23 protein-coding genes are annotated in these 25,136 nt (G+C 41.2%); 15 read left to right on the top strand and 8 right to left on the bottom strand.

The features are described from left to right. Positions 1-59: 59 nt before the first annotated feature. Positions 60-926: a LysR family transcriptional regulator gene (locus tag LMH68_RS11235; protein ID WP_229647656.1), complete on the bottom strand. Its 867-nt coding sequence runs from the start codon at positions 924-926 to the stop codon at positions 60-62. Between the two features lie 321 nt (positions 927-1,247). On the opposite strand from LMH68_RS11235, the gene LMH68_RS11240 reads away from it, so the two are divergent. The 14 genes from LMH68_RS11240 to LMH68_RS11305 all read left to right on the top strand — a co-directional run bounded on the left by LMH68_RS11240 (position 1,248) and on the right by LMH68_RS11305 (position 12,959). Next, positions 1,248-1,457 (top strand): Flp family type IVb pilin, encoded by a 210-nt coding sequence (locus LMH68_RS11240; RefSeq protein ID WP_229647657.1) that lies wholly within the window; start codon positions 1,248-1,250, stop codon positions 1,455-1,457. A gap of 103 nt (positions 1,458-1,560) precedes the next feature. Further along, positions 1,561-2,043, top strand: coding sequence for a prepilin peptidase (locus LMH68_RS11245; protein ID WP_102428930.1), 483 nt, complete (start codon positions 1,561-1,563; stop codon positions 2,041-2,043). After that, positions 2,040-2,870, top strand: coding sequence for a hypothetical protein (locus tag LMH68_RS11250; protein WP_017060821.1), 831 nt, complete (start codon positions 2,040-2,042; stop codon positions 2,868-2,870). Before LMH68_RS11245 ends, LMH68_RS11250 begins: the two co-directional genes overlap by 4 nt. Positions 2,871-2,908: 38 nt before the next feature. Continuing rightward, complete coding sequence (locus LMH68_RS11255) at positions 2,909-4,225, top strand: type II and III secretion system protein family protein (RefSeq protein WP_229647675.1); 1,317 nt, start codon at positions 2,909-2,911, stop codon at positions 4,223-4,225. Then, a complete protein-coding gene (locus tag LMH68_RS11260) occupies positions 4,222-4,698 on the top strand; it encodes a hypothetical protein (protein ID WP_017060819.1) in 477 nt (158 codons plus the stop codon). Before LMH68_RS11255 ends, LMH68_RS11260 begins: the two co-directional genes overlap by 4 nt. After that, complete coding sequence (locus LMH68_RS11265; RefSeq protein WP_017060818.1) at positions 4,698-5,939, top strand: AAA family ATPase; 1,242 nt, start codon at positions 4,698-4,700, stop codon at positions 5,937-5,939. Before LMH68_RS11260 ends, LMH68_RS11265 begins: the two co-directional genes overlap by 1 nt. Then, positions 5,936-7,213, top strand: coding sequence for a CpaF family protein (locus LMH68_RS11270; RefSeq protein WP_102428928.1), 1,278 nt, complete (start codon positions 5,936-5,938; stop codon positions 7,211-7,213). Before LMH68_RS11265 ends, LMH68_RS11270 begins: the two co-directional genes overlap by 4 nt. Continuing rightward, positions 7,213-8,121: a type II secretion system F family protein gene (locus LMH68_RS11275; protein WP_229647676.1), complete on the top strand. Its 909-nt coding sequence runs from the start codon at positions 7,213-7,215 to the stop codon at positions 8,119-8,121. Before LMH68_RS11270 ends, LMH68_RS11275 begins: the two co-directional genes overlap by 1 nt. Continuing rightward, positions 8,118-8,957, top strand: coding sequence for a type II secretion system F family protein (locus tag LMH68_RS11280; protein ID WP_017060815.1), 840 nt, complete (start codon positions 8,118-8,120; stop codon positions 8,955-8,957). The genes LMH68_RS11275 and LMH68_RS11280 overlap by 4 nt, the downstream gene beginning before the upstream one ends. A gap of 9 nt (positions 8,958-8,966) precedes the next feature. Next, entirely contained in the window at positions 8,967-9,692 is a 726-nt protein-coding gene (locus LMH68_RS11285; RefSeq protein ID WP_017060814.1) for a tetratricopeptide repeat protein, read from the top strand. Then, a complete protein-coding gene (locus tag LMH68_RS11290; RefSeq protein WP_017060813.1) occupies positions 9,689-10,180 on the top strand; it encodes a TadE/TadG family type IV pilus assembly protein in 492 nt (163 codons plus the stop codon). The genes LMH68_RS11285 and LMH68_RS11290 overlap by 4 nt, the downstream gene beginning before the upstream one ends. Further along, positions 10,177-10,746, top strand: a complete 570-nt coding sequence (gene tadF / locus LMH68_RS11295; RefSeq protein ID WP_229647658.1) for a tight adherence pilus pseudopilin TadF — start codon at positions 10,177-10,179, stop codon at positions 10,744-10,746. Before LMH68_RS11290 ends, tadF begins: the two co-directional genes overlap by 4 nt. 2 nt (positions 10,747-10,748) lie before the next feature. Further along, positions 10,749-12,269 carry a pilus assembly protein TadG-related protein gene (locus tag LMH68_RS11300; RefSeq protein WP_229647659.1) on the top strand — a complete coding sequence of 507 codons (1,521 nt, stop codon included), beginning with the start codon at positions 10,749-10,751 and terminating at the stop codon, positions 12,267-12,269. A gap of 6 nt (positions 12,270-12,275) precedes the next feature. Continuing rightward, positions 12,276-12,959 carry an OmpA family protein gene (locus LMH68_RS11305; protein WP_229647660.1) on the top strand — a complete coding sequence of 228 codons (684 nt, stop codon included), beginning with the start codon at positions 12,276-12,278 and terminating at the stop codon, positions 12,957-12,959. Between the two features lie 68 nt (positions 12,960-13,027). Here LMH68_RS11305 and chrA read toward each other — a convergent pair whose 3' ends face one another. Further along, complete coding sequence (chrA, locus tag LMH68_RS11310) at positions 13,028-14,173, bottom strand: chromate efflux transporter (RefSeq protein WP_229647661.1); 1,146 nt, start codon at positions 14,171-14,173, stop codon at positions 13,028-13,030. Between the two features lie 100 nt (positions 14,174-14,273). Between chrA and LMH68_RS11315 the strand changes: the two genes are divergently transcribed. Then, entirely contained in the window at positions 14,274-15,200 is a 927-nt protein-coding gene (locus LMH68_RS11315; protein WP_229647662.1) for a LysR family transcriptional regulator, read from the top strand. A 270-nt stretch (positions 15,201-15,470) separates the two neighbouring features. Here the strand turns inward: LMH68_RS11315 and LMH68_RS11320 are convergent, their stop codons facing one another. The 6 genes from LMH68_RS11320 to LMH68_RS11345 all read right to left on the bottom strand — a co-directional run bounded on the left by LMH68_RS11320 (position 15,471) and on the right by LMH68_RS11345 (position 25,133). Beyond that, positions 15,471-16,811 carry an MATE family efflux transporter gene (locus LMH68_RS11320; protein ID WP_017060807.1) on the bottom strand — a complete coding sequence of 447 codons (1,341 nt, stop codon included), beginning with the start codon at positions 16,809-16,811 and terminating at the stop codon, positions 15,471-15,473. A 392-nt stretch (positions 16,812-17,203) separates the two neighbouring features. After that, on the bottom strand, positions 17,204-19,597 hold the full coding sequence (gene ygjK / locus LMH68_RS11325; protein ID WP_136973742.1) for an alpha-glucosidase: 2,394 nt from the start codon (positions 19,595-19,597) through the stop codon (positions 17,204-17,206). Positions 19,598-19,612: 15 nt separating this feature from the next. Continuing rightward, positions 19,613-20,677, bottom strand: coding sequence for a protein YgjJ (gene ygjJ / locus LMH68_RS11330; protein ID WP_004734431.1), 1,065 nt, complete (start codon positions 20,675-20,677; stop codon positions 19,613-19,615). Between the two features lie 427 nt (positions 20,678-21,104). After that, on the bottom strand, positions 21,105-22,538 hold the full coding sequence (locus LMH68_RS11335) for an amino acid permease (RefSeq protein WP_017069519.1): 1,434 nt from the start codon (positions 22,536-22,538) through the stop codon (positions 21,105-21,107). 575 nt (positions 22,539-23,113) lie between these two features. Then, complete coding sequence (locus LMH68_RS11340) at positions 23,114-24,538, bottom strand: amino acid permease (protein WP_229647663.1); 1,425 nt, start codon at positions 24,536-24,538, stop codon at positions 23,114-23,116. 142 nt (positions 24,539-24,680) lie between these two features. After that, a complete protein-coding gene (locus tag LMH68_RS11345; RefSeq protein WP_229647664.1) occupies positions 24,681-25,133 on the bottom strand; it encodes a beta-galactosidase subunit beta in 453 nt (150 codons plus the stop codon). Positions 25,134-25,136 lie beyond the last annotated feature (3 nt).

The raw sequence follows: 25,136 nt of genomic DNA on the forward strand, positions 1-25,136 counted from the left end.
TATCAATGAAACTGAAAGACAGAGATACTTCATATTTTAATAGAGTTGTTGTTCATGTTTCATAGGTGATAGGTACTTCTTAGTCTGTTATGAATCCACTGATGATATTTTCCAAACTCACTGTGCAATGGCCAGATCATAGACGCATATATTTGCTTACCAAACAATTGAGTATCACTGGGTATTTTTATTAATTTGTTCATTACTGTTTTGGTTTCAATGATATGCTGAGGAAGAAGGGCTATCCCTTTCCCTGCGCTACAGAGTTCAAGGATAGTACTAATATCATCCAATACCCAAATGTTATGGCTTGAAATGATGGAATAATCAATAATATCTTTATATCCATCAAGCAATAACAATCGATTGTTTTGTGAATTGAATTTTGAGTTTTGAACGACTTCTTTACTCGCCACCCAAATGCAATTAACTAAAAATAATTCTTCTATATTAAAGTTATAGATGGTTTTGTGATAGGGGTTTCCTATCGCGATATCAATTTTTTTACGATTGATATAATCACCTAAAATATAGCTTGGTTTTGTTACAACGTTTATCTCAACTTCTGGAAACTCCTCAGAAAATTCAATAAGAGCATTTCTTACATTTGAATTTAGCATTAGCAGGTCAATGCCTACTTTTATTTTTGTTAAATTTGAATTTGATAGATTTTTAGCAATGTTACTTAACTCTTTGTGTTTGCTTATTATTGGTGTGGTTAGCGCATATATTTTTTTTCCTTTATCGGTTAATGATACGGTGTGACCACCTCTATCAAAAAGAAAATATCCTAAATCTTGTTCTAGATTTTTTATCGCTCCACTTATCGTTGATTGCGATTTACCTAGTTTCCTCGCAGCACAACTGAACGAACCTTCAGAGGCAACAGTATGAAATGAGATTAAATTGTCTAAAGTGAGCCTCATATCTCCCTCCTGCAGACTTTGCACCGTAAGTAATAGGCTAATACTAATAATCTGAGTTGGCACTATTTGAAATTAAAATGTGATCTAGATCACGCTTTCACTTTGGGTGTAATGAACTTAATTTTCAAAAATAAATATTAATTTAGAAGCTAAATCCCTTTAAATTAATTAGATACATAATATAAAAAAATAACCACTTTAAAATCATGTGTAATTTTAGTTTGGATATCGGGGAAACCGATAGTAAACGAATGTGAGAAAGTGATCTGATTACTAAGATCTAATTGCTTTGCACTAGAAGCATGAAAAAAGGATGGCATCATGATTACTAAACTTTACGTAAATATGCTCAATTATTTGAATAAACTTAAAAATGATGAAAAAGGCGTTACCGCGATTGAATATGGGTTAATCGCTGTTGCAATGGCAACCATGTTAATCGCAGTTTTTTATACAGATGCGACTAGTTTTGTAGACACTTTGGAAACGTCGTTTGCAACTATTAGAACAAATCTTAGCCTTGGCGACTAATTTTAGGTTTGATTAGCTACCTAATATTACCGAAATTTGACATTAGGTAGCTAATAACTTCATTTGATAAAGTGTTACTTGTAAATTTTTATGAGAGTAAATTATGTTATATATATCCGCATTTATTACTCTTATTTTCTTTAGTTTGATAATATGTTTTAAAGATATAACGGAGAGAGAAATACCTAATTTATATGTCGTAATTATTGCGATAGCTTCTTTTACTTTAGGGTTTACGACCTCAGATTTTAGTAAGATATTGATTGTTTTTGTTTTAGGTGTCGTTCTTATTAGTTTTTGGTTAGCAAATTTTATTGGTGGGGGCGATGTTAAGCTTATTTTGGCTTTCTCTTTAGCGATACCAGCGAACGATATGTTTGTAGCCACTATATTGGTGATTTTGATTGGTGGAGTTATTTCTGTTACTTATCTACTACTTCATTTTTGTGGGAAATATGGTTCCAATATTTGGGATGGATTAAGCACTTTAAAACCGACGAATGAAGGTATTCCATATGGCGTTGCGATCTGTAGTGGTTTTGCTCTGGTCATTTTCAAAAATGTTGTAACAGGAGGTTTTGTATGAAAAAAAGTCTCAGTCTGTTTGTTGCTGTAGCAGCTGTTGCAATCGGCGGTTATGGAATATATCAGAACCTAAATAAGACGAGTGAACCTACGGTTGAAAAAACTGAAGAATACGTTCAGGTCTGGCGAGCAAACATCCAACTCGTTAAGGGGAAACCGATTGATGCTTCTTTGGTTAAGAGAGAGCAAATTCTTAAGAGTTTGGCCATTGGGGAAGGGATTAAGGCTGATGTAAATTTAGATTTTTCTCCAGCCACATTACTTAATAGAAATTTATCCCAAGGTGATTTGGTTTTACCCGAATACCAAAATAAAAAAGGTTCTCCTGGATATATTGATTTGCTTATATCAGAAGGTAAAGAGCCTTACCCACTATTAGTCAGCAGTACTAACCTAATATTAGATTATATAAGACCTGGAATTTATGTTGATGTGTTATCAATAAGCTCGCCGGTGGAAAATCTGTCCGGTGACCTTGATAGACGTATTGGCTTTAATGGTGTTAATGCTAATTTGCTTCTTAAGCGAGCTAAGGTGCTCGGTACGTCGAGTGGCAGCAAAGGTGATGATGGTAATCTCGATTCTACGTTTCAGCCGGCGGCATCCGCAGGTGAGGAAACCGGGCAAGCTGTTGTCATTATTGAGATTGATCCGGTAGATATTGCAAGAGTGTCGCTTGCTGAAAAAACGATGCACTTGGAGGTGTATCGCAGTAATAGCTATGAAGTTCCGATTGATGCTGACGTTAGAAATGTTATTGAAAATTATAGTGGAGTGTCGGAGTTAAGAGGTTCAAGACGTCAGACCGTTCAAGGGGGCGAACTGTAATGGGTATAACAGCAAAGATAACGAGATGGGTATTAGTGATGAATCTGCTGTTGATAAACTCAATGGTATTCGCTTCACAGCGATATATTACTCAATTTGAAGGACAGCATATCTCTCTCAATGAAACGATCTCAACAGTGTTTATTAGCGCACCAGATATAGCCGATTATAATGTTATCGATGAAAAAACAATTGTCGTTTTTGCGAAAGAAGTGGGGCAAGCGCGACTCGAAATCTATGGCAAAAACAATAAATTACTATTGTCCGAGAAAATCATCGTCGATGTGGATCTGAGCCAAGTTCGTCGCCAGATTAAACTCCATTATCCAAAGCTAGACATTAAGCTAGAGTCCGTCGGAATGCAAGTTGCGGTAAGCGGTGTGGTTGATTCTAACCAGCAGCGTGATGATATATATCGGATGGTCGCAACCCTACTGGGGCGTGAGAAAGTCGCAAAGTATGAAGCGACTCGATTGCTTGAAATAGAAACCGATCTTATCGATATTCCAGAACCACAAGATATGGTTTTTGCTAGAAATATGACTTGGGATGGGATTTTAGAGCTACTTGAGGTCGCAACAGCGCAGCAGGTTAACGTCAAAATCTCGGTCGCTCAAGTAACTGAAAATTTTGCGCAGACAGTCGGTGTTGATTGGTCAAGCGTGGGGGCGGGTGTCGGAGAGTTTCTATTCCAACAGTTCGACGCTGCTGACCTTACAACTGTTATTACAGCATTGGGCAATGAAAATGTCGCGCAAATTTTAGCAGAACCAAATCTGACCGTTATTTCCGGTGAGTCCGCGAGCTTCTTAGTCGGTGGGGAAATTCCCGTAATCGTAACCACGAACAATAATATAAATATTACGTTTAAAGAGTTCGGTGTTCGTTTGAGTTTGACGGCCAATGTGATGAGCGAAGAGCGTATTCGTATGCAGTTGCTTCCCGAAGTGAGCGAAGTCGAGCGGTATATTCGAGCGGCAGGCATTGAGGTTCCACAATTGGCAACGCGTAGAGCCATGACGACGATCGAGTTGGGTGATGGTGACAGTTTCGTACTGGGCGGGCTAATGAGTAGCTCTGACTTGGAAGAGTTACAGAAAACCCCCCTACTAGGTGATATTCCAATTTTAGGCGCGGCATTTAGAAAATCTTCGACAGATAGAAGAAGAACCGAATTGTTAATTGTCGCGACAGTGAATTTGGTTCAACCAATAAAAAGTAAGAAGGTACAGCTGCCTCAAATGCATAAGACTTCTACATTTCATCGTTGGCTCAATATCGATTCTCCAGCTGAAGCAAACAGTGGTAGTGATCCTACAATTGAACTGTTATCTCAAGGAGGATTTATACAATGAAGAAATTAATTGTAATAGTGGTCATGATGTTTCTTATCTCGGGTTGCGCGGAGCGTTATCTTAATGGCAAAGGTAGTGAATACTTAGTCTACCCAGAGACTCATATCTATAAATTTAGTGTCAAATCTATTCCTGAAACCAAAGAGCAGTTAAGTAATCTTATCGCTAAAGTTAACGATATAGATCCCGGAGCCTCTTATAAGTTTGAGTATAGGAATAGAAATTCAAAAAATTTGATTGACAATGTTGTGAATGAATTTGAAAAGTTACCACTGTCTGCTGAGGCGTTCAGTGTGCATAAAAATATCGAATTAGACAAAGATCTTAAAATTACAGTGATCTACCACTCTCTATTACAGGAAAAATGTAAGTTTGCTTCTGTAGAAGGTGTTGATGTAAGCCAAAACTGTTTTGTGGAAGCGGCAAGAGTGGGGCAGGTTATTCACAAGGAAAGGCTCGTGGAGGGATTATAATGTTTGATTTAGTTAAAACAATGAAAGAGTCCGCAGCTTCGGAAGATTTGTCAGGCATTAATAATGGTCCATCTGATTGCGTATTAGTGTATCAATCGCAGGAGTGCGTTGATCTCGTAAAAGAAATGTTTCAATTTGAAGGTTGGGATGAACCACAATTTATTAAAAACACGGATGTAAATAAAAAGTTCTATGAAGAACAAAAATCAAACATTGTTTTACTGGAGTTATGTAACTCAGAAACAATGGCGGACGATGCTCAAAATTTCGCTAGTCATCTTCCTACCCGAAAAGGGCTGATCATTATAGGACAGCAGGACTCTATAGTTAAGCTTCGTGAATTAAAAGAAATGGGATTTTACTATCTATATTGGCCTATTAATAAGTTTGAGTTTTCTGACTTTATACTAAATGTTCAAGCAAATTTAGAATCTTTTTCTGGTGTGAGTGAAAAGCGTAAGGCAAAGCGCGTTGCTGTTGTGGGTAGTAAAGGTGGGGTAGGTACTTCTCTGATTTCCACTGAGTTGAGTTCAATGTTATCTACGCAAAGTATTGATACAATATTAGTCGATCACCAATACAGTGACTCAAATATCGATGTGTTAATTGGTTTGGAAAATTTTCAATCTAGATTGATTGATGAATATTCTGTCCCAATTCACGAATTAGATAATGATGGAGCGTTAAGTTATTTAACGCAAGTGAGGAAAAATTTTAGACTGCTGTCATTGCAAGGAGAGCAAGACCAAAAATTCATTTATGATTATAATCAAACATTATGTGAACTATTAAATAGAAGTGCTAATTTTATTATCGAGGATTTTTCTGGAAGTATCGATTTTAAAATTACCCCGCATGCATTAATAGAAATTTATGATGTAATCATCGTTGTCCTAGAACCTTCCGTTTCATCAGTAAGAAATGCACGTACATTGCTATCAGCACTCGAACAAAATCAAGTGTCACAAAGTCGTCGCACTCGAATTATAACTTTAGCCAACCATCATAGACCAGAGAGTACATTCGTTATTGGACAAGGTGATATAACAAAATACCTTGAATCAAAAGTTGATATTGATATGCCTTATTGTAAAAGGCTGTCTCATTTAATCGTAGAAGGTAAGCGAGCTCATAAACATGAGAAAAGCATTCGTAAAACAATTGAGGACCTATCAAACTTAATAAATGGTCAATCAGTGCAAAAACATCAGGGTTGGTTAAATAGACTGGTGGCACGATGAGCACAACTAAAGAGCTATATATATCTTTTCGCACTCAGATTTTTGAAGCGCTTGATGTCGAAGCGATTCAAACCATGAATCGCAATGATTTAGAGGGACAAGTTAGAAGTGCTGTTGATGTACTTTCTAGCAATAATGAGCGTCCAGTAACGGCAATGATGCGGTCAAGTATTGTTAAAAGTATGCTAGATGAGCTATTTGGATTAGGACCTATTCAACCGCTTGTTGAAGACTTTTCGATAACTGACATACTTGTTAATGGCCCAAATGAAGTATTTTATGAAAAGTACGGTAAATTGGAACGTTCAGATATTACTTTTGTCAATGAAGACCAACTTCTCAATATTGCTAAACAAATCGCTTCTCGAGTTGGTCGCCGAGTTGATGAGCTATCCCCTACAGTGGATGCCCGACTCGAAGATGGTAGCCGAGTAAATATCGTTATTCCTCCGATTGCTTTAGATGGTACGACGATTTCTATTCGTAAGTTCCGTGAGCAAAATATCACGATGGAATCTTTGGTCGAATTTAATTCTATGTCTTTAGATATGGCAAGGGCGCTATCGATTGCTTCTCGTTGTCGGTTAAATATTTTGATTTCTGGTGGTACAGGTTCAGGTAAAACAACGTTACTCAATGCTTTATCACATTATATTAGTGATGATGAGAGGGTGATAACAATAGAAGACGCTGCTGAACTTCGGCTTCAACAGCCTAATTTAGTTCGACTTGAAACGCGAACTAAGAGTATTGAAAGTACTGGCCTAGTGACACAGAGAGATTTGGTGATTAATGCGCTTCGTATGCGACCTGATCGCATTATTCTTGGTGAGTGTCGTGGTTCAGAAGCGTTTGAGATGCTGCAGGCGATGAACACCGGTCACGAAGGGTCTATGTCTACCCTACATGCTAATACACCAAGAGATGCTATCAGCCGAGTCGAATCTATGATTATGATGGCAAACTTAAACCAGCCATTGGATGCTATTCGTAAGGCTATCGTCAGCTCAATTGAACTGGTTGTGCAAGTGAACCGTTTACGAGATGGCTCTCGAAAAGTAACAAGCATCTCAGAAATTGTCGGAATTGAAGGGGATAGTGTTGTCATGGAAGAGATATTTTCCTTCCAATATGATGAAGTCAATTATGGTGAGAATGTAAAAGGCAAGTTTGTTACAGAAGGTATCATGCAGAGATCTCACTTGGTACGAAAAGCCCATTTTTTCGGTTTATATAATGAACTGATGGAATCCTTTAAAGGGGTAGGGACATGATCATTTGGATATCTTTTATTTTATTTGGGGTTGCCATATTTTTACTTTTTGATGATAAAAAATCAAAAGTGGTTAATTATTTTCCAAAATTGAAAAAAACGAAAAAAGAAGATGATATTTCGGTGATTGATATCAGTGGACTGCTGCCTAGAGCAAGTTGGAGAAGTATTAGAAGAGACCTACATCCAACTATAGGAATATTAGGTTCAAGAGCAAAACTAATTGTTTTATTTTATGTTATTTTCAGTGTTTTTATATCCTATTATTTGATTTATCATTTTTTCTATATTCGTTCAATGTTTATTATGATTGTTTCAATCTTGTGTTTATTATTCTTCGGTTACTTTAGGCTTAAAACGGTTAGAAGAAAAACATTTCAGCGGACATTTCCTGATGCTCTGAATATATTAATGAGTGCGGTGACTGCTGGTGAAAGCCTGATGCAGGCATTTATATTTGTTGGGGGAAATATGGATGGTGAAGTTGGGCGAGAATTTAAGTTAATGGGTGACCGACTTCGTCTAGGTGAAAATTCTGAGGATGTTTTAAAGCGATCTTGTGAGGTATTTCCCTACCCTGAATACATTTTTTTTACGATTGCAATAAGAGCCAATCTGAATCGTGGAGGCCAACTTAAGGGAGTATTAGCTAGGTTGATTAGAGTGTTAGTCGATGCTCGTGCAATGGAAAGAAAAAAAATGGCGATGACATCTGAAGCGAGGATATCAGCAAAAATAGTGGCAGCCATACCATTGTGTTTTGCAATAATGCTAAATTTTTTGAACCCAGACAATATTAAATTTATTGTCCATGATCCAGAAGGTCAATGGATACTTTATTATGTGTTAGGTAGTGAATTGTTAGGTTTATTTATAGTGTGGCTTCTTGTTAAAAGGGTGAAATTATGAATACTATTATTATACTATTTGTTTTTGCTTTTGGTTTGTATATGGCAATTAATATGTTAGTTGATTTGAAGAGAGAAAAAAGAATAGAATTTCTGCTAAGCGCAACACAAAAAAAGCATAGATCATCTAGAATTAACTCATTTATTGTCAAGTTTGGTAAAGAATACCGAGGGGAGTTAGAGCAGAAAGTTAGGGATGCTGGTATTCACAGCCCTCAACTGGCTATTTATTATTTTCCAATTAAAGTTTTATTTTTCGCGGTTCTCTTATTCTTTGTTTGGATAGCGGACATTGCTATAGAAACTAAGTTTATATTAGTGGTTGTTAGTGTGATCACAGCTGTACTCCTCCCTGATCTTATCTTAAGTTTAAAGCAAAAGGCGGTTGTCAGAAAGATTTCGATAAATCTTCCCTATTTACTAGATATGATGTCTGTTTGTGTGCAGACCGGTATGACAATAGAGGCATCTTTTGCCTATTTGTCAAAGGAACTAGAAACCTTTGATCGTGATTTATGCTATCAGATAAAAAAAACGTCAGACTTTGGCAAGATTCAGGGTATCGATAAAGCTTTATACAACTTGTCTGAACGCGTTCCTTCCCCTGAAATGTCGAGCTTTGTTTTGACTATTATTCAAAATATTCAATACGGATCTTCTATTTCCATGATCTTATCTGATTTGGCTGAGGATATGCGTAAAATGCAGTTACTTACCGTTGAGGAAAAGATGGGGAAACTCTCCGCTAAAATGAGTATACCTTTGATTTTACTTATTATGATGCCTATTGTCATCTTAATTTTAGCACCTGGAGTCGTCCAGATGGGACTTGTTTAGGAGTGAATTATGAGAGCTAGATATTTTATTTTCACTCTTTTATTGGTGTCGTTAATTGGCTGCTCTTCAAGTCAATCTGAACTAAGTCTAGACAATGAAGTCGATAGCATGGAGCGAGTGGGTAATTATGATGGTTTAGTTACCTATTATAAAAGTAAGCTTGAAGAATCACCCAACGATACAGTTTCTATGCAGGAGCTAGCTAAAGTTTATTTTTATAAGGGTGATATCGAATCAGCAAGGTTTTATAGTGATTATCTTTTAGGCTTGAAAGTGGTTAATTGGGAGTTATCTCAATTACGAGGTCAAGTTTATAATGCAGATCATAACGATGCTTTGGCGGTAGAGTCTTATCTACGTTCTATTGAGTTGGGAAATAATACGGCAGAAGTAGATGTTCTATTGGGGATATCTCACTGCATGAATGGAGATTATGAGTTAGCCGAGAAATATTTTAATAATGCCAGAATCAAAGGTTACAATGATACTGCGATAAAGAATAATTTGGCATTGATTAAGTTTGCTGATGGAAGATATCAAGAAGTGATTGATTTATTACTTCCATTGTACTTGTCTGATCCTAAAAATAAAAAAGTTCAGGCAAATTTAGCTATTGCTTTGATTAAGTTAGGTCATGTTAAACAAGCCAGTGATGTTTTAGGTAGTAGTTATTCAATCAATGAAGTTACAACCATGTCTAGACGCCTATCTTCAGGCACTGGGAGTTCAATATGAGAAGAATAGTCAAGTATGCTAAGGGGTCTCTAACCGTCGAGGTGGCTTTAGGCATCATCATTCTCATCACGGCGACGGTAATGATATTCGAAATGGCGTATCGGATTTACGTCTCAAATTTGGTTGAGTTTGCGCTCAGAGAATCGGTTAGGTCAACGACTGTTTTTCAGGGAGATAATTCATACACCAGTTATAATACCAGCTTTTTCAACGTGATGAATGATGAAAGTAAATTATGGTCTTCACTGACGCCTGTTGATAACTTTTCAATGGCAGGCAAATATTATGTGAGTTATGAGGATCTTTTATCTGATAATTATCTTAATGATGGCGATATGCTGATTGATGATTCGGGATATTCCTTCGCCGAAATATCATTGAGTTATCAATATGAACCTATTTTACCTTTGCTTGGTGGAAATTCTGAAATAATTTCATCTTCAGTGTTACTTACTCTCGAGCACGAGGGTTGGGAGAGTGTTAGATGAACATATCGGAATTAACAAATAATGGAGGCTTTCGAAAAAAACGCAACTCAACACTGCAGCGTGGCGCCTTTACCATTGAGTTAGCACTCATTTTATTTGTCGTTATAGCCATATTTTATTTTATGAGTGACGTGAGTCATAAGTTATTGGTTAGAGCAAAACTCGACCGAGTGAGTTTTTCTCTGGTTAACGTAATGAAAGAGCGCACTCGATATTATGATGAAAATGTCATCTTAACTGGTGATGATAGAGACGAAATGGTCATTATTGCCGCTCGTCTGCTAAACACAGCTCCAGAAAGCGTAGCGCTGAGAGTTGAAGCTATGCACGATGGCTCTGCTGCAAATATTGATTCATTCGAAAGTGACCAGTTCAACAACTTAGGTTGTAATGTACCATTAATTTCATCGAAAGAGGCTTTGGTTCCTGTAGAGAACGGAGTCTCTTTCCCTCTTTACCAAGTGTCATTATGTGAAAGTAATTCATCTTGGTTTGCACGTTTGTTGGGGATTGCTAATTTATCAGAAATAACCATTTCATCGAGTTCGGTGATGGTTGGGAGGTAGATATGATAAACCCAAATACATTTAATCGCGGTCCTCATCGTCAGAGAGGTATTGCCGCAATTTGGCTTGGACTGACGTTAATACCTTTGTTAGGCGTGTCAGTTTTTGCACTCGAGGGAACTCGATATATTCAAGAAACAAGTCGTTTGAGAGATGCTGCACAAGCTGCTGCCCTTGCAATAACAATTGATGATAAATCGAATGAAGCAGACGCTTTAGCGACTCGATATGTTGATGATTATGTGCGTAGTATCGAGCATATAGATATCACGACAGTAAGGACTTATGAGGAGCCAACTGCGGCGAATGATGATACCGAGAAAATTCAATATGAAGTTGCAGCAGTGACTACCCATAATTCGTGGTTTGCGAGTGATTTAATTCCTTCATTCGATGAAAATCAAAAGCTTGCAGGCTCAGCGCTCGCCGCGAAATATCCGTACTATCTAGGTGATAAATTAGTAGACATTGTGCTAGTCACTGACTTTTCAGGATCAATGAATCGGGATTGGAGTGGGGCAAGTGGTGATGTAAATACAAAGATTCAAACTCTCAAACTAGCTGTTTCAGATCTTGCTGATAATATTTTGGTTGTGCGTGAAGGTGATTCTACAGTGCTTAACCGTCTAGCGATTGTTCCTTTTAACCTCAGAGTTCAGGATAGAATTAATAACAATTTATTCTCAGGAAGTCAGTTGAGGTATAGAAGTGATTACCATTCTTCTGTTTCCTCTAAAACCTATGAAAAAGTCAATTGGCGTTTTTGGTCAAAAAGAACATTAAGTGAAGTCGAAGATTGTGCCGATGATATATTTGATTGCCCTAATATTGGGAGTAATAATCAGCACAAACAAGCTAAGAGAGTGTTGGATGTTTTAAATATTAAATCTAGACGTCTTGAAATACCAGAGTATATAGATTATCAGAAATCTGTTGATGATATGTTTAACTATAAAAGAGATAATACAGATTTAAAATTTGACTTTAGAGCGGATACTAATGTTATTTACAATAGCTCAATGACGATGACAAATGGCATAGGTCACTATGTGATTCCTCTTACCAGTGATTCTGATTTGATTGAAGAAATGCAGGATATGAATTCAGGAGGCAATACGGCTTCATATCAGGGTATTTTAAGAGGGCTTCAAGTACTTAATGATGGCATGCCAAGTAATTCGGCTAGTCAGCAGGAGATTGATGAATACAGTCAAAGAGTCAAAATTATGATTATTTTGAGTGATGGCCAAGAATATCCATATACGAGTATTTTACCCGACTTAGTTGATGCCAATATGTGCAATGCTGCAAGAGAGCACTTTCAATCTGAGGATGGCAGCCTGTATATAGGTGTTATAGGTGTTGATTTTGATGCGACTAAACAAAATGGATTTCAGAAGTGTGTCTTAAATCCTGATGAAGATATTATCGATGTACGTAGTCGCGAAGAATTGATTGAACGTATTCAAAATTTAATTGAGAAAGGATCTCGAGGTACTGGTGTATCGAGACTATACGGGTGAGTAAAGATGAAAAATACAATGCTAGCACTAGGTATGCTTGTTTCTTTCTCTAGTTATGGGCAGGAGATTAGTGATCAGGTAGTAGAATATTGTGGGAATACTTTTTCAGAGTATTCTCACACCATCGAAATTGGTGAAGTTCAAGGGGTGGCTAGTCATCGTGATGGCTATTGGCAAATTCATGAGGGAAGTCATGATCCAGCTCTCAAGTGGGAGCTTCTTAAGCGCTCACAGTTGATCACTGATCCAAGTGATTGTCTCACTTATATATCAAACCTTGGTATTGCTAGCTTCGATAGTGACAAAGGGCAGCTCGTTGCTCGTGTTAACTTCGCCTTTGATCGTTATTATCTGACCCCTCTTGCTCGTGAAGTGCTTGCTGATGTGGCAAAACATCTCGCAGACAATGACTACCTAGTGACCATTGAAGGCCATACCGATTGGGTGGGCAGTGAAGCTTACAACCAAGGGTTGGGGCTAGAGAGAGCTCAAAGTACGTCTAAACAGCTTTTCACTTACGGTGTTGAAAAAGAGAAAATGACCCTGAAATCATTGGGTGAGTCTGAGCCAATCGCAAGTAACAAAACCTCTCAAGGTAGAGCTCAAAACAGACGTGCTGATGTGTATATTCCCCCAGAGTCTTTTAACCAAGACGATGCCAGTCCAGCCTCTACACAGATAGAAGAATAACCACTATCTCAACGGTCGCATAATCCGAAAATTATAATGCCCACTAATTAGAATTAGTGGGCATTATATTAAATAACTCCGAGTCCAAACCCTATTGCAATAAACAGAGCTACCATCCATACGATTGGCATCTTCATTGTTTTTAGTAGCCACACGCCAACAATGATCAAAGCGAAGTCTAAACCACTGCTCACTGCGCTTGTGAAGATCGGTTGATATAGCGCTGCCAACAATAAACCGACAACCGCCGCATTCACACCAGTAAGAGCGCCAGCCACCAAAGGTTTACTCGCAATTGCTTGCCAGTTTTTCAACACACCTAATAGTAATAAGAAGCCCGGTAAGAACACAGCAATCGTTGCGAGTAGTGCGCCTGTGATCGGTGCCGATGGCATCAATACATAACCTAAGTAAGTCGCAAGTGTAAACATAGGCCCTGGTACTGCCTGTGCTGCTGCATAACCTGTTAAGAAGGCATCTTGAGACAGTTGGTCACCAATACCATTTTGTAGCAACGGAAGTACTACGTGGCCGCCACCGAATACTAAGCTACCTGCTTGGTAGAATAGGCCAAATACTTCAATACCTTGAGAGTAAGCACTGAATAGAGGCAGACCAACCAGCAAAGCAACAAAAATCACGAGAGGCGTTACCGATATTTTTTGCGTTGAAGGTATCGTTTTGAGCTCTTGAGATGTCAAGAACTTACTGCCAATCATCGCTGCAAATAGAAGCACTAAAACTTGAGGCCAGATGCCTGGAATCAGTAGCAGAACAATCGCGGTAATCACACATAAGGCGGTTGCTATCTTCGATTGGCAAAAGTTCTTGTACATACCAAAGGTTGCATCAGCCACAACCACTACCGCTAATAACTTAAGCCCGTGAATGATTGAATTGAAAAGTGGTGCTTCCAATAGCTGGTTGCTGACTAACGCCAATATCAGCATCAGAATCACAGATGGGGAAGTGAAGCCGACAAATGCAGCAATCGCACCTGTTAATCCACCTTTCTTGTAGCCAACCGCAAAGCCAACTTGGCTTGAACCTGGGCCCGGTAGAAATTGGCTAAGCGCGACAATCTGCCCGTACTCTTCGTCGGACAACCAATTCAGTTTCTCAACAAAGGTTTTACGGAAGTAGCCAATGTGTGCTGCTGGTCCACCAAAGCTAATCCAGCCAAGCCAGAAAAAGGTTTTAAAAATTGAAAGCATGATTGATTCCAGATAAATGTTTAGCGTAATTTAGGTGGAGTTGAACTATGATTCAAATTAATTGTTTTAATTATAACTATGAATAATATGGGATTGATTTGTGGCTGATTTTAACTGGAAAGGAATTGACCTTAACTTATTGATTGCACTGCAGGCTTTGTATAAAACGAATAGCGTGAGTAAGGCTGCTGAGCGTTGTTATGTCAGCCAATCTGCGATGAGCCATAGCTTACAAAGGTTACGAAAGTTGTTTGATGACCCTTTGTTTGAGCGTGAGGGCAGCAAGATGGAGGCAACCGACCGAGCCATTGAACTATCAAGTACCGTGGACGCGCTACTGAATACCATCCAGTCTGAAGTTCTGTTATCTAAATCGTTTGATGCAGAGACTTATAAAGGGACTTGGAAGATTGGTCTCACTGATTATGCCGAGCATATGTTCGCTCCAATATTGTTTGACCTGATTAATCAATCCTCTCCTTATTCCCAAGTAGCGTTGTTCAATGTAAACCGGAGTAACTACCAGCAAGTCTTTGACGATGCCAAGCTTGATATGACGATAGGTAGCTTTGGTGAGGTACCAAAGCAATATCGAACAAAGCATTTGTATACGGAGCAACATGTTTGTTTACTTGATCAATCGGTTCTATCTATTGAGGAGCCGATGTCGCTAGAACAATTTGTTGCTGTCGAGCACGCGCTCGTTTCTCCGGCAGGGGCTTTAAAGACGGGAGTGGACACTCGTTTAGGTGAACTCGGTTTAAGCCGGAAAGTCGCGATATCTTCCAGTAACTTTTTAACTGTTAAGCGGCTCATTCGTGGCAGAGAACTATTGTGTATTGTCCCCAAGCTAGTCGCGCGCAAGGATATGGATAGTGAAGAAACCTTACTAGCTGTGAAGCCACCAATTGATGTTCCAGATTTTGATATCCAGCTTGTTTATCGAAAGGCAAAGCATTTAGATGATAAAAATAAACTACTTAGAAAGCTGATTACTAATGCGATCTCATCTGTGATTTCCGAATAGTTTATTGTGTCGGTTAATCGTCAAATTCATATGAATTAATTTTAGAAAAATCCGGTTTATTATAAGAACCCGACTATACTTAATTTACGACTTAAAGCAGTCGTAAAGAATAGGCTTTTTGATTTACCTAAGTAAAAAAATTGGTTATATCCTCATGATATAGCTTAAAAATCTACCAGGCTAAACGGACTTAGTTGGTCTTAAAAGCGCTAGCTCCCCCTAGCGCTTTTTTCTTTTGGTCGAGATAAATTTCGACGTATCAACAACAACCTAAAAAGAGAATCGAGTCCATTTCTTAGCTCGCCAGCGATAGGCCATGATGATTCCACGGAACCACTCGTCCATCGCGATTGCCATCCAAGCACCCAATACGCCATAACCCCAATGCACGCCAAGCAAATAGCTCATGGCAACCCCAATGCCCCACATGCTGAGAATGCCCATTTTGATCGGGAATTTAATGTCGCCAGCAGCCTTTAGACAAGAGATAAAGATAAGGTTAAATACTCGTCCAGCTTCAAGAATGATGGAACCTGCAATCAGTGCCGCCGTTAGCGCAATGATCTCTGGATCTTGCGTGAACAGATCGAGAATTTCGAAACGGAACACATACACCATGCAGGTGATCGCGGTTGACGCGATAAAGCCAACCACAAAGTAACGTTGCACGCGCTTGGTAATCTCGTCGATCCAACCCTTACCAATGTAATAGCCTGTTTGGATTTGGCTGCCTTGACCAATTGCCAGTGCAAACGCAAAAGAGAGGCGAGCGATGTTTTGTGCGTAAGTAAACGCAGCCAGTGAAGACGTACCCATCTGCACTACAAAGAAGGTAATGCTGATCTGAGCCATGTTATAAGAGAGCACTTCTCCAGCGTTCATCGAGCCGATCTTCATGATTTTTTGATAGATGGCTTTCGGCACAGATTTAAACTGCTTCACTGGTAGATAAATCCCTTTGCTTCTGACCACACCAATCAAGATCAACATTCCGATTACTTGGCTAATGACGGTCGCGGTCGCAACCCCTTGCACGCCGTATACAGGCAAACCAAAAGGTTGATATAAGGCACAGTAGTTACCGAATACGTTGATGACACCTGCAATCATATTGATCACCATCGGTGACTTTGAATAGCCATGACTGCGCAAAATAGTGGTGAGAACCACACCTATGGTTACATTGAAGGTGAGAGCACCACTGATGAACAGGTATTCTTGCGCGTACTGTTCGACTTGAGGTTCGAGTTGATAAAGCGGGATAAAATATTCAGCAACAAGAACGGCAATCACACTCAGTAGCACACCGGCAATAATGGCCAGAATGATACTTGCTACACCCACGTGAGCGCTCTCTTGAGTGCGGGAAGCACCATTGTATTGCGCGATTAGAATACCCGTACCACTGCTGACCATGGTCGAGACAATGATCAGGAAAAAGGATATCTGAGAAATAACACCAACGGCAGACACGGCTTTGTCCGAGTATCCCGATAACATGAATACATCACTGGTGTTGAGTGCGGTTCTTAAAAGAACTTCGATAAAAATTGGCCAGGTGAGCGCAACGATTCCCATACGTTTGTTTAGGGTGGAATCAGCATTAGGCATTTAGGTTTTCTCAAAAAAGGGGTAGGCGACACTATAGTTTAGCTATTATTTAGTAAACGACTATCAAATTAATGTCCGGAAGGCTAATAAGGATAAATAAAATTCGAATAAGTCTTCAGAATTCAATATTTCAGTGAGGGTGATGAAATTTTTGAATGGGATTTCATAGCAAGAGCACTCTTTGCTTTTTGTGAGTAAAAGCTTGCCTGTGTTAGCTGAGTACAACGAACAGAGTAAAAGGATCATGGTAGGCCAAATGGTCTAAGTGCTTGTTTTTCGCTTACGTTACTTCAGATATAAAAAAGGCACTCAGCGAGAAACTGAGTGCCAAAGTCTGAAATTTATGAGGTTAGATTTTCATTGAATTTCAGAAGACAGGTATAGGTTTTTACTTACTCTGCGTCAGTAAAGAAATCGTTGTATAACATGTATAGGTGGGCAGCACTCCAAGAGAAGTTTGGAGCACCTTGTTGTTCACCGTTTAGCGGGTTGTAGTTCTCACGGATAGGACCGTCTTGTACCAAGCCATCGGCGTGGTCAAAGAACGCACCTGCCATTTCAATCGCATCGTCACGGTAGCCGTAGCTATCCATGCCTTTTAGGCCGAAGTAGAATTGATCTACCCATACACGTCCACGCCAGTAAATATCTGGGCCAAATGCAGGGCTAGAAAGCGCCGCTGTGCCTAGTGGAACGTAGGTGTTGAACTCTGAAGTATCTTTCATCACAGAGACCACGGCATCAGCGTGAGCTTGTGTTGCTGCACCGTTGAACAGTGGTGACCAACCCTCAGGGCCTTTACCACGCTCGACAATCGGTTTGCCTGCGCAGCCATTGGCTAAAGGCTTGTCTTCAATACGAATGTCATAGAAGAAGTTAGTGCCTTCGTCGAACATACAGGTGTTGATGTAGTTCGATAGGTGCTCTGCTTTTTCACGGAACTCTTTCGCTTCTGCGTCTTTACCTAGAATGTCAGCCATTTCTGCTAGGTACTTGTTATCGCTGTACATGTAGCTTGCTTGGTCAACGGACTCTTGCAGCAATGAATAGCCAAGCAAAGTGCCGTCTTCAGCGCGGTTTTGAGCGAATTCAACATCCCAATCACTGCGCTTGCCACCGTTAGCAACGTACGCGTCTAGCTGGTCTTTATCAATGAAGCCAAATGCGGCTGCATCGTCACGGCCTGATTCCCAAGATGCAGCCGTTTGTGCGGGGCTCTCGATGTAATCGTAGTTGCCTTCTGCTACCACTTTATCCAGTGCTGCTTGTCCTACGACTGTTTCGTGCTTATCGCCACGAACCACGGTGAAGTACATTTCACCTTCAGGTGTGTTGTGTGCTTTGTCACGAGCAGCGCCATACTCTGGAACGCCATTGCCGTTGTTGTCACGGTTGCGTAGCCACCAATCATGGTATGCCACTAGTTTTGGATACATCTCTTGTAGCCAAGCTTCGTCGCTGGTGGTTTTGTAGACTTCCATTACTGCCCATGCTGCTAGGCTTGGTTTGGTATTACGTTCATTCCAGTTACCGCCATCGCCGCCACGTTCTGGACTTAGGTTGTAAGCGAGTAGATCGGGCACGTAACCTTCATCCCAAGGACGAACGGCATCGTCAGCCTGAATTTGGTAAGCGAACATCGCGCGGATGTTATCTTTCGCTACATCTGGGTTGAAGTGAGCCATTGCGTAGGCTTGCTTCCATGTGTCCCAAGGCCAAGTTTGGTTGCCCGAGAACCAACGCGCCGTCACGGATGGTGTCACAGAGTCAAACTCCATCGCACCTGCAGCGCCACGCCAGTTACCGTTTAGGGTTTCCATCGCTTTAACCGCAACACGCTCTTGCTCTGGTGTCGCGTTCGGGTTGGTTAAACCCATCTCAAGATAGCCTTCCCAACGTTCTGCTGATGCGGCTAAGAAGTCGGTAGGGTTTGCCATGATCTTTTTGATTTCAGGCTGTTCCGCTTGCGCTTCTTCTGCCGTTAGAACATGCGAGTATGTGGTGTAGATAGTCGTCGATGCTTCAATGTTTGCCGTTGAAGTAAACGCTAAACCATCAACCGTGGTTTTCGTTGGAATCGACTTGTGAACTTGGTATTCAGACTCACCAGAAGTCAGTAGATCCCATGTCGAACGAACCTTACCGAAGGTCACCTTTAGGCCATCGTCGGTTGCGACGATTTGACGGTCATACTCAGGGTAAGTTTCAGCGATTGTTTTGTCGGTTTGTGCCACGCCTTCTTTGGCGTGCGTCTTTTCTAGCAGTTCACCATCCCACACTAATTCAACCGGTGAGTCGGTAGTGATTTTTGTTTCTAGCAGAGAGGTACGGTTTGAAGCAAAACGCATCGTCATTTCTACGGTCACATCGTCAGATTTTAGCGTCTGAACCAATGCGCCCGGTAGGCTATAAGCTTCCATAGTGAAAGCCACTTTTTTACCGTCTTTGAACACGCTTAGGCGGTCGAAGTTATCAGCCATGAAGTTGATATATTCTTCGGTAAGCAGTGCTGTACCTGGGAATCCGCCCATGCCTTCTGCACTGTCTGGCAGCAGATGACCGTGCCATGCACCTAGGTCGAAGAATGGGTTAAAGCGTTGGTGGTCATCGAAGTCGTAGTCACGCATGTATTCAGGTGAGCCAGTACGGTCGATAACGTTCTTAAATTCGTTGGCTTGCAGTTGCTCTGTGTCAGAGCCTGAGCCAGAGATTGAGTTTGAAGCACAACCAGTAACGACAAGGGCTGCACCGATAGCGAGAGCTGCGAATGATTTATTCAGTTTCATGATCAATTCCTGTTATTACCAGTAGAAGTATTGCATTGCGAACACCTGAGCGTCGCCGATTTCAGTGTCGCTGCCTACGCCAAAGCGGCTATCGAAAGCAGTCGCAAACGCGCCGTTGCCGTATTCATACCAAACGCCAGCATTGATGTAAGAGGTGATTTCTTTGTCGCCATTGTCACCGTCAAAGTTTGCGTAGTTGTAGGCTGCAGATAGGTAAACGCCTTGTGCCGCTTCGTACCATGCACTGGTTTGAATACCAGACTCGCTACCGAAAGACTCTTGGTTGCCTTTATCTGTATCGTGCCAAACACGAGTGGCGAAGTTTTTGTACTCAGCACCCAATAGCAATAGTTCACCACCATCGTTGTTACGAACTTCACCACCACCCATTAGGGTTAAGTCGTCGGTCAGATCGTATTGAAGGTAACCATTGACCATGGCGTTCTTATCTTTCCATTGGTCTGCGAAGCTGTCGTATTTACCGAAGTGAACAAGAGCATCGTCTTCCGAGAAGTCAGACTCTGGCGCGAAAGAAACGCTGTAGCGAAGCTTGCCTTCTAGGTTTTGAATCTTCACACCAAGGTGCACGTCTCGCGTGTTTGAGATCGCGTAGCCGTATTCAACCGTAGGGTCACCCCACCATTGAACGTCATCTAATGAAGAGTCCATACGACCAATCATGAATTCTGTTTTGTTATCTGTGCGGTAGCCAGCGTAAAAGCGGTTGAAACCACCTTCAAAACCGCCCCAGCCGTGGCCCGTTGCCCAAGCATTGCCTTCGTCATCGGCTTGTACTGTCCAGCCCTCCATATAAGCAAGACCAAACCAATTACCGTGCTCGATAGCCAAGCCAGCTTCAATGTAAGTACCGTCTGCGTAGCGGCCTTTATCATCACCTTCGAGTGCCACGTGACCACCAAGGCCAAGCTCACCATAAAAGTTAAATAGGGTTTCAGTTTCTGTCTGAGGAGGCTGAGTATCACTGTGGTTTGCTGCGGACTCTTCCGCGTGGGCAGTGGTACTTAAGGCAGCAAGAATACAGCTTGTAATAAGAGTGTTTTTAGTAAAACTACTTTTCATTTTAATCACTTCTGTGTCGGGGTTATAAATGAAGGTTCGCAAGCAGTTCTGACTTCTAATATGGGGTGTTCTTCAAGGCGTATTGGTCAGGTTACTTACGATCGCAAAACCAATATTAATGATAATTTTGATGTTTAAAATTAATTAAGTTTAAAAGTGCGATCTATTTTTAGTAAATATTTACTTTGTTTTTATTTTGACTTTCAGTTGAATTTGCAGAGGTATGGCTAGGGTTGTAAGTATTCGGGAGGTGAATTGTTTGATGGGTAGTTAGATTGTTGGTTCGAATGTTTTGATTCTTGAATGGCTTTGATTTAATCGAGATGGTTAGTGGAAATGTACCGACAAATAAAAAGGCACTCACCAAATGTGAGTGCCTGAAGTTTAAGTCAGAGTGCCCGAAGTTTAAATCAGAGTGCAGGGTAAACTAAGCGTTCGCCGGTTCAGGTTTTGCTTCTAGTTTTTTCTCTTCTGGAGATAAGCTTTTTTCATATTTTCCGTACTTCCACCACGCGTAGCCAAGGAAGATAACAATCCCGCCCACGTTGTAGAAGATGATGGTCATGATGTCAGCACCTGTTGGGAAGGTTGACGCAAAGAAGCCAACAGTGAAAATGCCGATCAGAATCGAGACCACGGTAATGCCTGTCATACGTGAGCCCATTCTGAAATCACGAGGTAAGTGATCCAACTTCAAACGTAAATTAAGGTACGCGATCATGATGAATAGCGGTGGCAACATCGATGCTGCAGCTGTCATGTTGATAATGGTACTCATCAGATCTTGAACCGTATCGGACGCCAGTGTCGGAATGAACATCAGTGGAATCACAATCAAGAACTGAATCCAAGCCGCACGCTCTGGAACGCCTTGTTTGTTTAGAGCGACCGTTTTCTCACCGAAGATACCTTTAGGGATTTCAGAGAAGAAAATCTTAACGGGTGTTGCCGTCCACATCAGCAGAGAGCCCAGCATCGCCGTGAATGAAACCACACCAACGAAACGGTTCATCAAGATTTCAGACAGGCCAAAGTGTCTTGCTAGCCCTTCAAATACCTGAACTGAGCCGCCTGTGAATTTAAGCTCTTCACGCGAAACAAACACGTTTGCTAACACAGATCCTACCGAGTAAAGCGCACCGATGAAGATACCGGCAATGATGATGACTTTAACGAAAGACTTGTGACCGCCTTTGATGTCGTTAACGTAAACCGCGACCGATTCTGCACCGCCTGCCGCCATGAAGATCCAAGTGATTACGCCAAGGAATGCCCAGTTGAAGCTTGGTGTCATGGCTTCAATGGTGATTGGGTCAGCTGGCTCGATACCGCCTACCAAAGCACCGCCAGATAGCAAGATGTAAGACATCGTTAGCAGCAGCATCAGTGATGATGTTAGTGAGGTGATAGGGCCCAGTAATTTCGCACCGTTATTCGAGATATGAGTCGCGACCGCAAACAAAATAGTACTTAGAATTGCGGTGGTCATTGGCGTGAATATGTACTCAAAACCTAAGAACGCATACGACGCGTAAGCGATGATTCTAGGGAGCAGAGAGGTGAAGAAGAACAGGTTAACAAACCAGTAGGTGTAAGCTGAAATAAACGCCCAGCGGCCGCCTAGAGAGCTTTTAACCCAAGAGTAAACACCCGCTTCAGAGTCTTTATTCAGTGACACAAACTCTGCAACGATCAAACAAAATGGCACAAAGTAAAAGATGGTTGCTAGAAAGAACATCGGAGCCGAGGAAAGGCCGATCTCGATGTTGTTGTTAATGATGTTGTTGAAGCTGTATACCGCCGCGAAGGTCATAGACAGTAGGGCAAACTTGCCTATCGTACTGCGTTTATTTTCGGACATGATGTTCTCCGGTGAATCACGTTGATGATCGTTATAACTTGGTCCTAGAGAGGGAGGCTCTAGGCCGCACTTTTATTGTTATGTTGGTTTGGCAAACACCCGCTTTGTTTTGTCAGGGTTGGCTCATTGTTGTTTTTATAGATTTACGATCGGACTTCTTAGTGCTTCCCCTTCTTGCTTTTCAGTAAAGTTATTACCAAAACAAAGAGTTAAAGGTTAAGAGGTTCATCAAAGAGATTGTTTGTTTCATGAACGACTATTTGTAAGGCTTGTAGGGGCTTTTTTGTCGTTTTTAAATATGAACTCGTTCGTCTCTTCAGCAAGAAGATTAAAGATTAAGCGGCGGGAAGTTAATCAAAATTGATCAAATATGTGACCTTGAGTAAATAAATTTAGTTAATATTTTACCTTTGTTTTTGTTCGAGTTTTATTACGATTTAATTAACGTTTTTCGTGAAGTGAGCCCTTGACGGAATGGCGTTTTTATTTTCGGTTATTGGTTTTTAATTATCTGATTTAAAACAAAAAAGCGCCGTGACAGGCGCTTTTTAAATTAGTTCTAATGCTGCTAAGTATTACGATTGTTTAGCCGCTTCTAGCTTTGCATCTTTACCTGCTTGCTTCTTTTCAAAGCGAGAGATCCACCACCAAGCGATAGCTGAGAATACAGCGGTCATAAATACGTTGACGAAGAACGCTTGCATTAGGTCTACACCCGTTGGGAATGCTGATGCCGTCATACTTACAACAAAGATACCGATAAGTACTGACACAACAGACATACCTTGAACTCGAGTACCCATGCGGAAGTCACGTGGTGTATCGTCATGCTTCAAGCGGAATACAAAGTAGGCCACCATGATGAAGATTGGCGGTAGCATTGCGGTACCTGCTGTTAGATTGATTGCTGTATTCATCATGTCTTGTACAGATTCAGAGCCGAAGCCGTTCACCACAAGCATCACGAATACAAACGCGAACTGCCACCAAGCTGCACGTACTGGCACGCCGTGTTCGTTAAGCTCTGTTGTCTTCTCGCCGTAAACACCTTTAGGGATTTCAGAGAAGTGAATTTTTACTGGAGCTGCTGTCCACATCATCATCGAACCGAACATAGCAACGAATAGGATAATACCGACGAAGCGACCCGTTAGAGATTGTGAAATGTCGAAGTAGTTCGCCATACCTGTGAAGATTTCAACCATGCCGCCAGCGTAGGTCAGTTCATCACGAGCAACGAATACGTTTACTAGAAGAGAGCCCACTGCGTACATTGCGCCGATTGCGATACCTGCACCAATGATAACCTTGATGAAAGACTTGTGACCGCCCTTAACATCGTTTAGGTAAGCGGCTGCGGTTTCTGCACCACCGGCTGCTTGGAAGATCCAACACATGATACCTAGCGTTGCCCAGTTGATGGTCGGTGTCATTGCTTCAAGCGTGATTGGTTCTACTGGCTCATGGTTGCCGCCTAGTGCCATTAGTGCACCGATAACGTAGATTGCAAACAGAGCGAATACGCCGTAGGCCACGATCTCGGCAATCTTACCTAGCCAGCTCGCGCCTTTGGTTGAGATGTGAGTTGCTGCAGCAAACAGAGCAATCGAGATAGCCGATGTGACGACTGGCGAGAAGGCGTATTCATAGCCCAACATCGCGTAAGACGCATAGGCGATTACGTTTGGTAGCAGGGATACAAACCAGAAAAGGTTTACGAACCAGTATAGGAAGGAACCTAGGTAGGCTGCTTTTGAGCCTAGTGGTTTTTTTAGCCAGTCATACATGCCTGACTCAGAATTTTTATTTGCTGATACGAATTCAGCAATGATGAACACGAACGGAATGAAGTAAATAAGGGTCGCGAGCAAAAAGATAGGGGCTGAACTCAATCCCAATTCGATGTTGTTGTTTACAATGTTGCGAACGTTAAATACCGCTGCAAATGTCATGGAGAGTAGGGCAAATTTGCCTAACTTACCGCGTACAGATTCAGACATAGTGTCCTCCGAGGAATCACGTAATTATAGTCGTTATTTCTCAATGCTTCCTTGTAGGGAGGAAGCATTGAGGCTTTGTTCAGCATGTTGGAGCCTTGAACGGCAAGGCTCGATACATACTGTGAATAGATAGCGTTATTGTTTATTTATTGAGGAAGTAACCGTCTTCAATGGTCACTTTCAGTACCACTTTTCGAACTCGGTTATCACCGTGGAAACGGTAAGCCTGATTGTTGTCAAAGATCGCCACTTGGCCTTCAGCTAGCTCACGAGTTTCACCGTTCCCCATTAGGTGTTCGCGGTCGGTTTCATCGCTATAAGCTTGGATCTGCTCTAGCTCTGATTTCGCTGCGAATTCAACCGTTTCACGGCCTTCTAGGTAGTAGTGCACGTCGAAGTAACGACGATTACCGGTGAAGTTTTCTGTGTTACGAGACACACCGTCTTCAATCATGTAAGCCAGTGAATCACCAATTGAATACATCACGCCATCTTTGATGTTTCCGATGTTTTCAATCGCTTCTACACAGCGTTGCCATTTACGACCATCGCGGTAGACGACTTTAAATTGTTCTAAGTTCTCTAAAACGATCATCGC

It is taken from the genome of Vibrio sp. F13 (assembly GCF_020806305.2).
GTDB classification, from domain to species: Bacteria; Pseudomonadota; Gammaproteobacteria; order Enterobacterales; family Vibrionaceae; genus Vibrio; species Vibrio crassostreae_C.

What these genes read in the sequence shown, in the direction of transcription:
- LMH68_RS11235 (WP_229647656.1), bottom strand. Translation starts at nt 926, where the DNA reads ATGAGGCTCACTTTAGACAATTTAATCTCATTTCATACTGTTGCCTCT.
- LMH68_RS11240 (WP_229647657.1), top strand. Translation starts at nt 1,248, where the DNA reads ATGATTACTAAACTTTACGTAAATATGCTCAATTATTTGAATAAACTT.
- LMH68_RS11245 (WP_102428930.1), top strand. Translation starts at nt 1,561, where the DNA reads ATGTTATATATATCCGCATTTATTACTCTTATTTTCTTTAGTTTGATA.
- LMH68_RS11250 (WP_017060821.1), top strand. Translation starts at nt 2,040, where the DNA reads ATGAAAAAAAGTCTCAGTCTGTTTGTTGCTGTAGCAGCTGTTGCAATC.
- LMH68_RS11255 (WP_229647675.1), top strand. Translation starts at nt 2,909, where the DNA reads ATGAATCTGCTGTTGATAAACTCAATGGTATTCGCTTCACAGCGATAT.
- LMH68_RS11260 (WP_017060819.1), top strand. Translation starts at nt 4,222, where the DNA reads ATGAAGAAATTAATTGTAATAGTGGTCATGATGTTTCTTATCTCGGGT.
- LMH68_RS11265 (WP_017060818.1), top strand. Translation starts at nt 4,698, where the DNA reads ATGTTTGATTTAGTTAAAACAATGAAAGAGTCCGCAGCTTCGGAAGAT.
- LMH68_RS11270 (WP_102428928.1), top strand. Translation starts at nt 5,936, where the DNA reads ATGAGCACAACTAAAGAGCTATATATATCTTTTCGCACTCAGATTTTT.
- LMH68_RS11280 (WP_017060815.1), top strand. Translation starts at nt 8,118, where the DNA reads ATGAATACTATTATTATACTATTTGTTTTTGCTTTTGGTTTGTATATG.
- LMH68_RS11285 (WP_017060814.1), top strand. Translation starts at nt 8,967, where the DNA reads ATGAGAGCTAGATATTTTATTTTCACTCTTTTATTGGTGTCGTTAATT.
- LMH68_RS11290 (WP_017060813.1), top strand. Translation starts at nt 9,689, where the DNA reads ATGAGAAGAATAGTCAAGTATGCTAAGGGGTCTCTAACCGTCGAGGTG.
- tadF (WP_229647658.1), top strand. Translation starts at nt 10,177, where the DNA reads ATGAACATATCGGAATTAACAAATAATGGAGGCTTTCGAAAAAAACGC.
- LMH68_RS11300 (WP_229647659.1), top strand. Translation starts at nt 10,749, where the DNA reads ATGATAAACCCAAATACATTTAATCGCGGTCCTCATCGTCAGAGAGGT.
- LMH68_RS11305 (WP_229647660.1), top strand. Translation starts at nt 12,276, where the DNA reads ATGAAAAATACAATGCTAGCACTAGGTATGCTTGTTTCTTTCTCTAGT.
- chrA (WP_229647661.1), bottom strand. Translation starts at nt 14,173, where the DNA reads ATGCTTTCAATTTTTAAAACCTTTTTCTGGCTTGGCTGGATTAGCTTT.
- LMH68_RS11320 (WP_017060807.1), bottom strand. Translation starts at nt 16,811, where the DNA reads ATGCCTAATGCTGATTCCACCCTAAACAAACGTATGGGAATCGTTGCG.
- ygjK (WP_136973742.1), bottom strand. Translation starts at nt 19,597, where the DNA reads ATGAAACTGAATAAATCATTCGCAGCTCTCGCTATCGGTGCAGCCCTT.
- ygjJ (WP_004734431.1), bottom strand. Translation starts at nt 20,677, where the DNA reads ATGAAAAGTAGTTTTACTAAAAACACTCTTATTACAAGCTGTATTCTT.
- LMH68_RS11335 (WP_017069519.1), bottom strand. Translation starts at nt 22,538, where the DNA reads ATGTCCGAAAATAAACGCAGTACGATAGGCAAGTTTGCCCTACTGTCT.
- LMH68_RS11340 (WP_229647663.1), bottom strand. Translation starts at nt 24,538, where the DNA reads ATGTCTGAATCTGTACGCGGTAAGTTAGGCAAATTTGCCCTACTCTCC.
- LMH68_RS11345 (WP_229647664.1), bottom strand. Translation starts at nt 25,133, where the DNA reads ATGATCGTTTTAGAGAACTTAGAACAATTTAAAGTCGTCTACCGCGAT.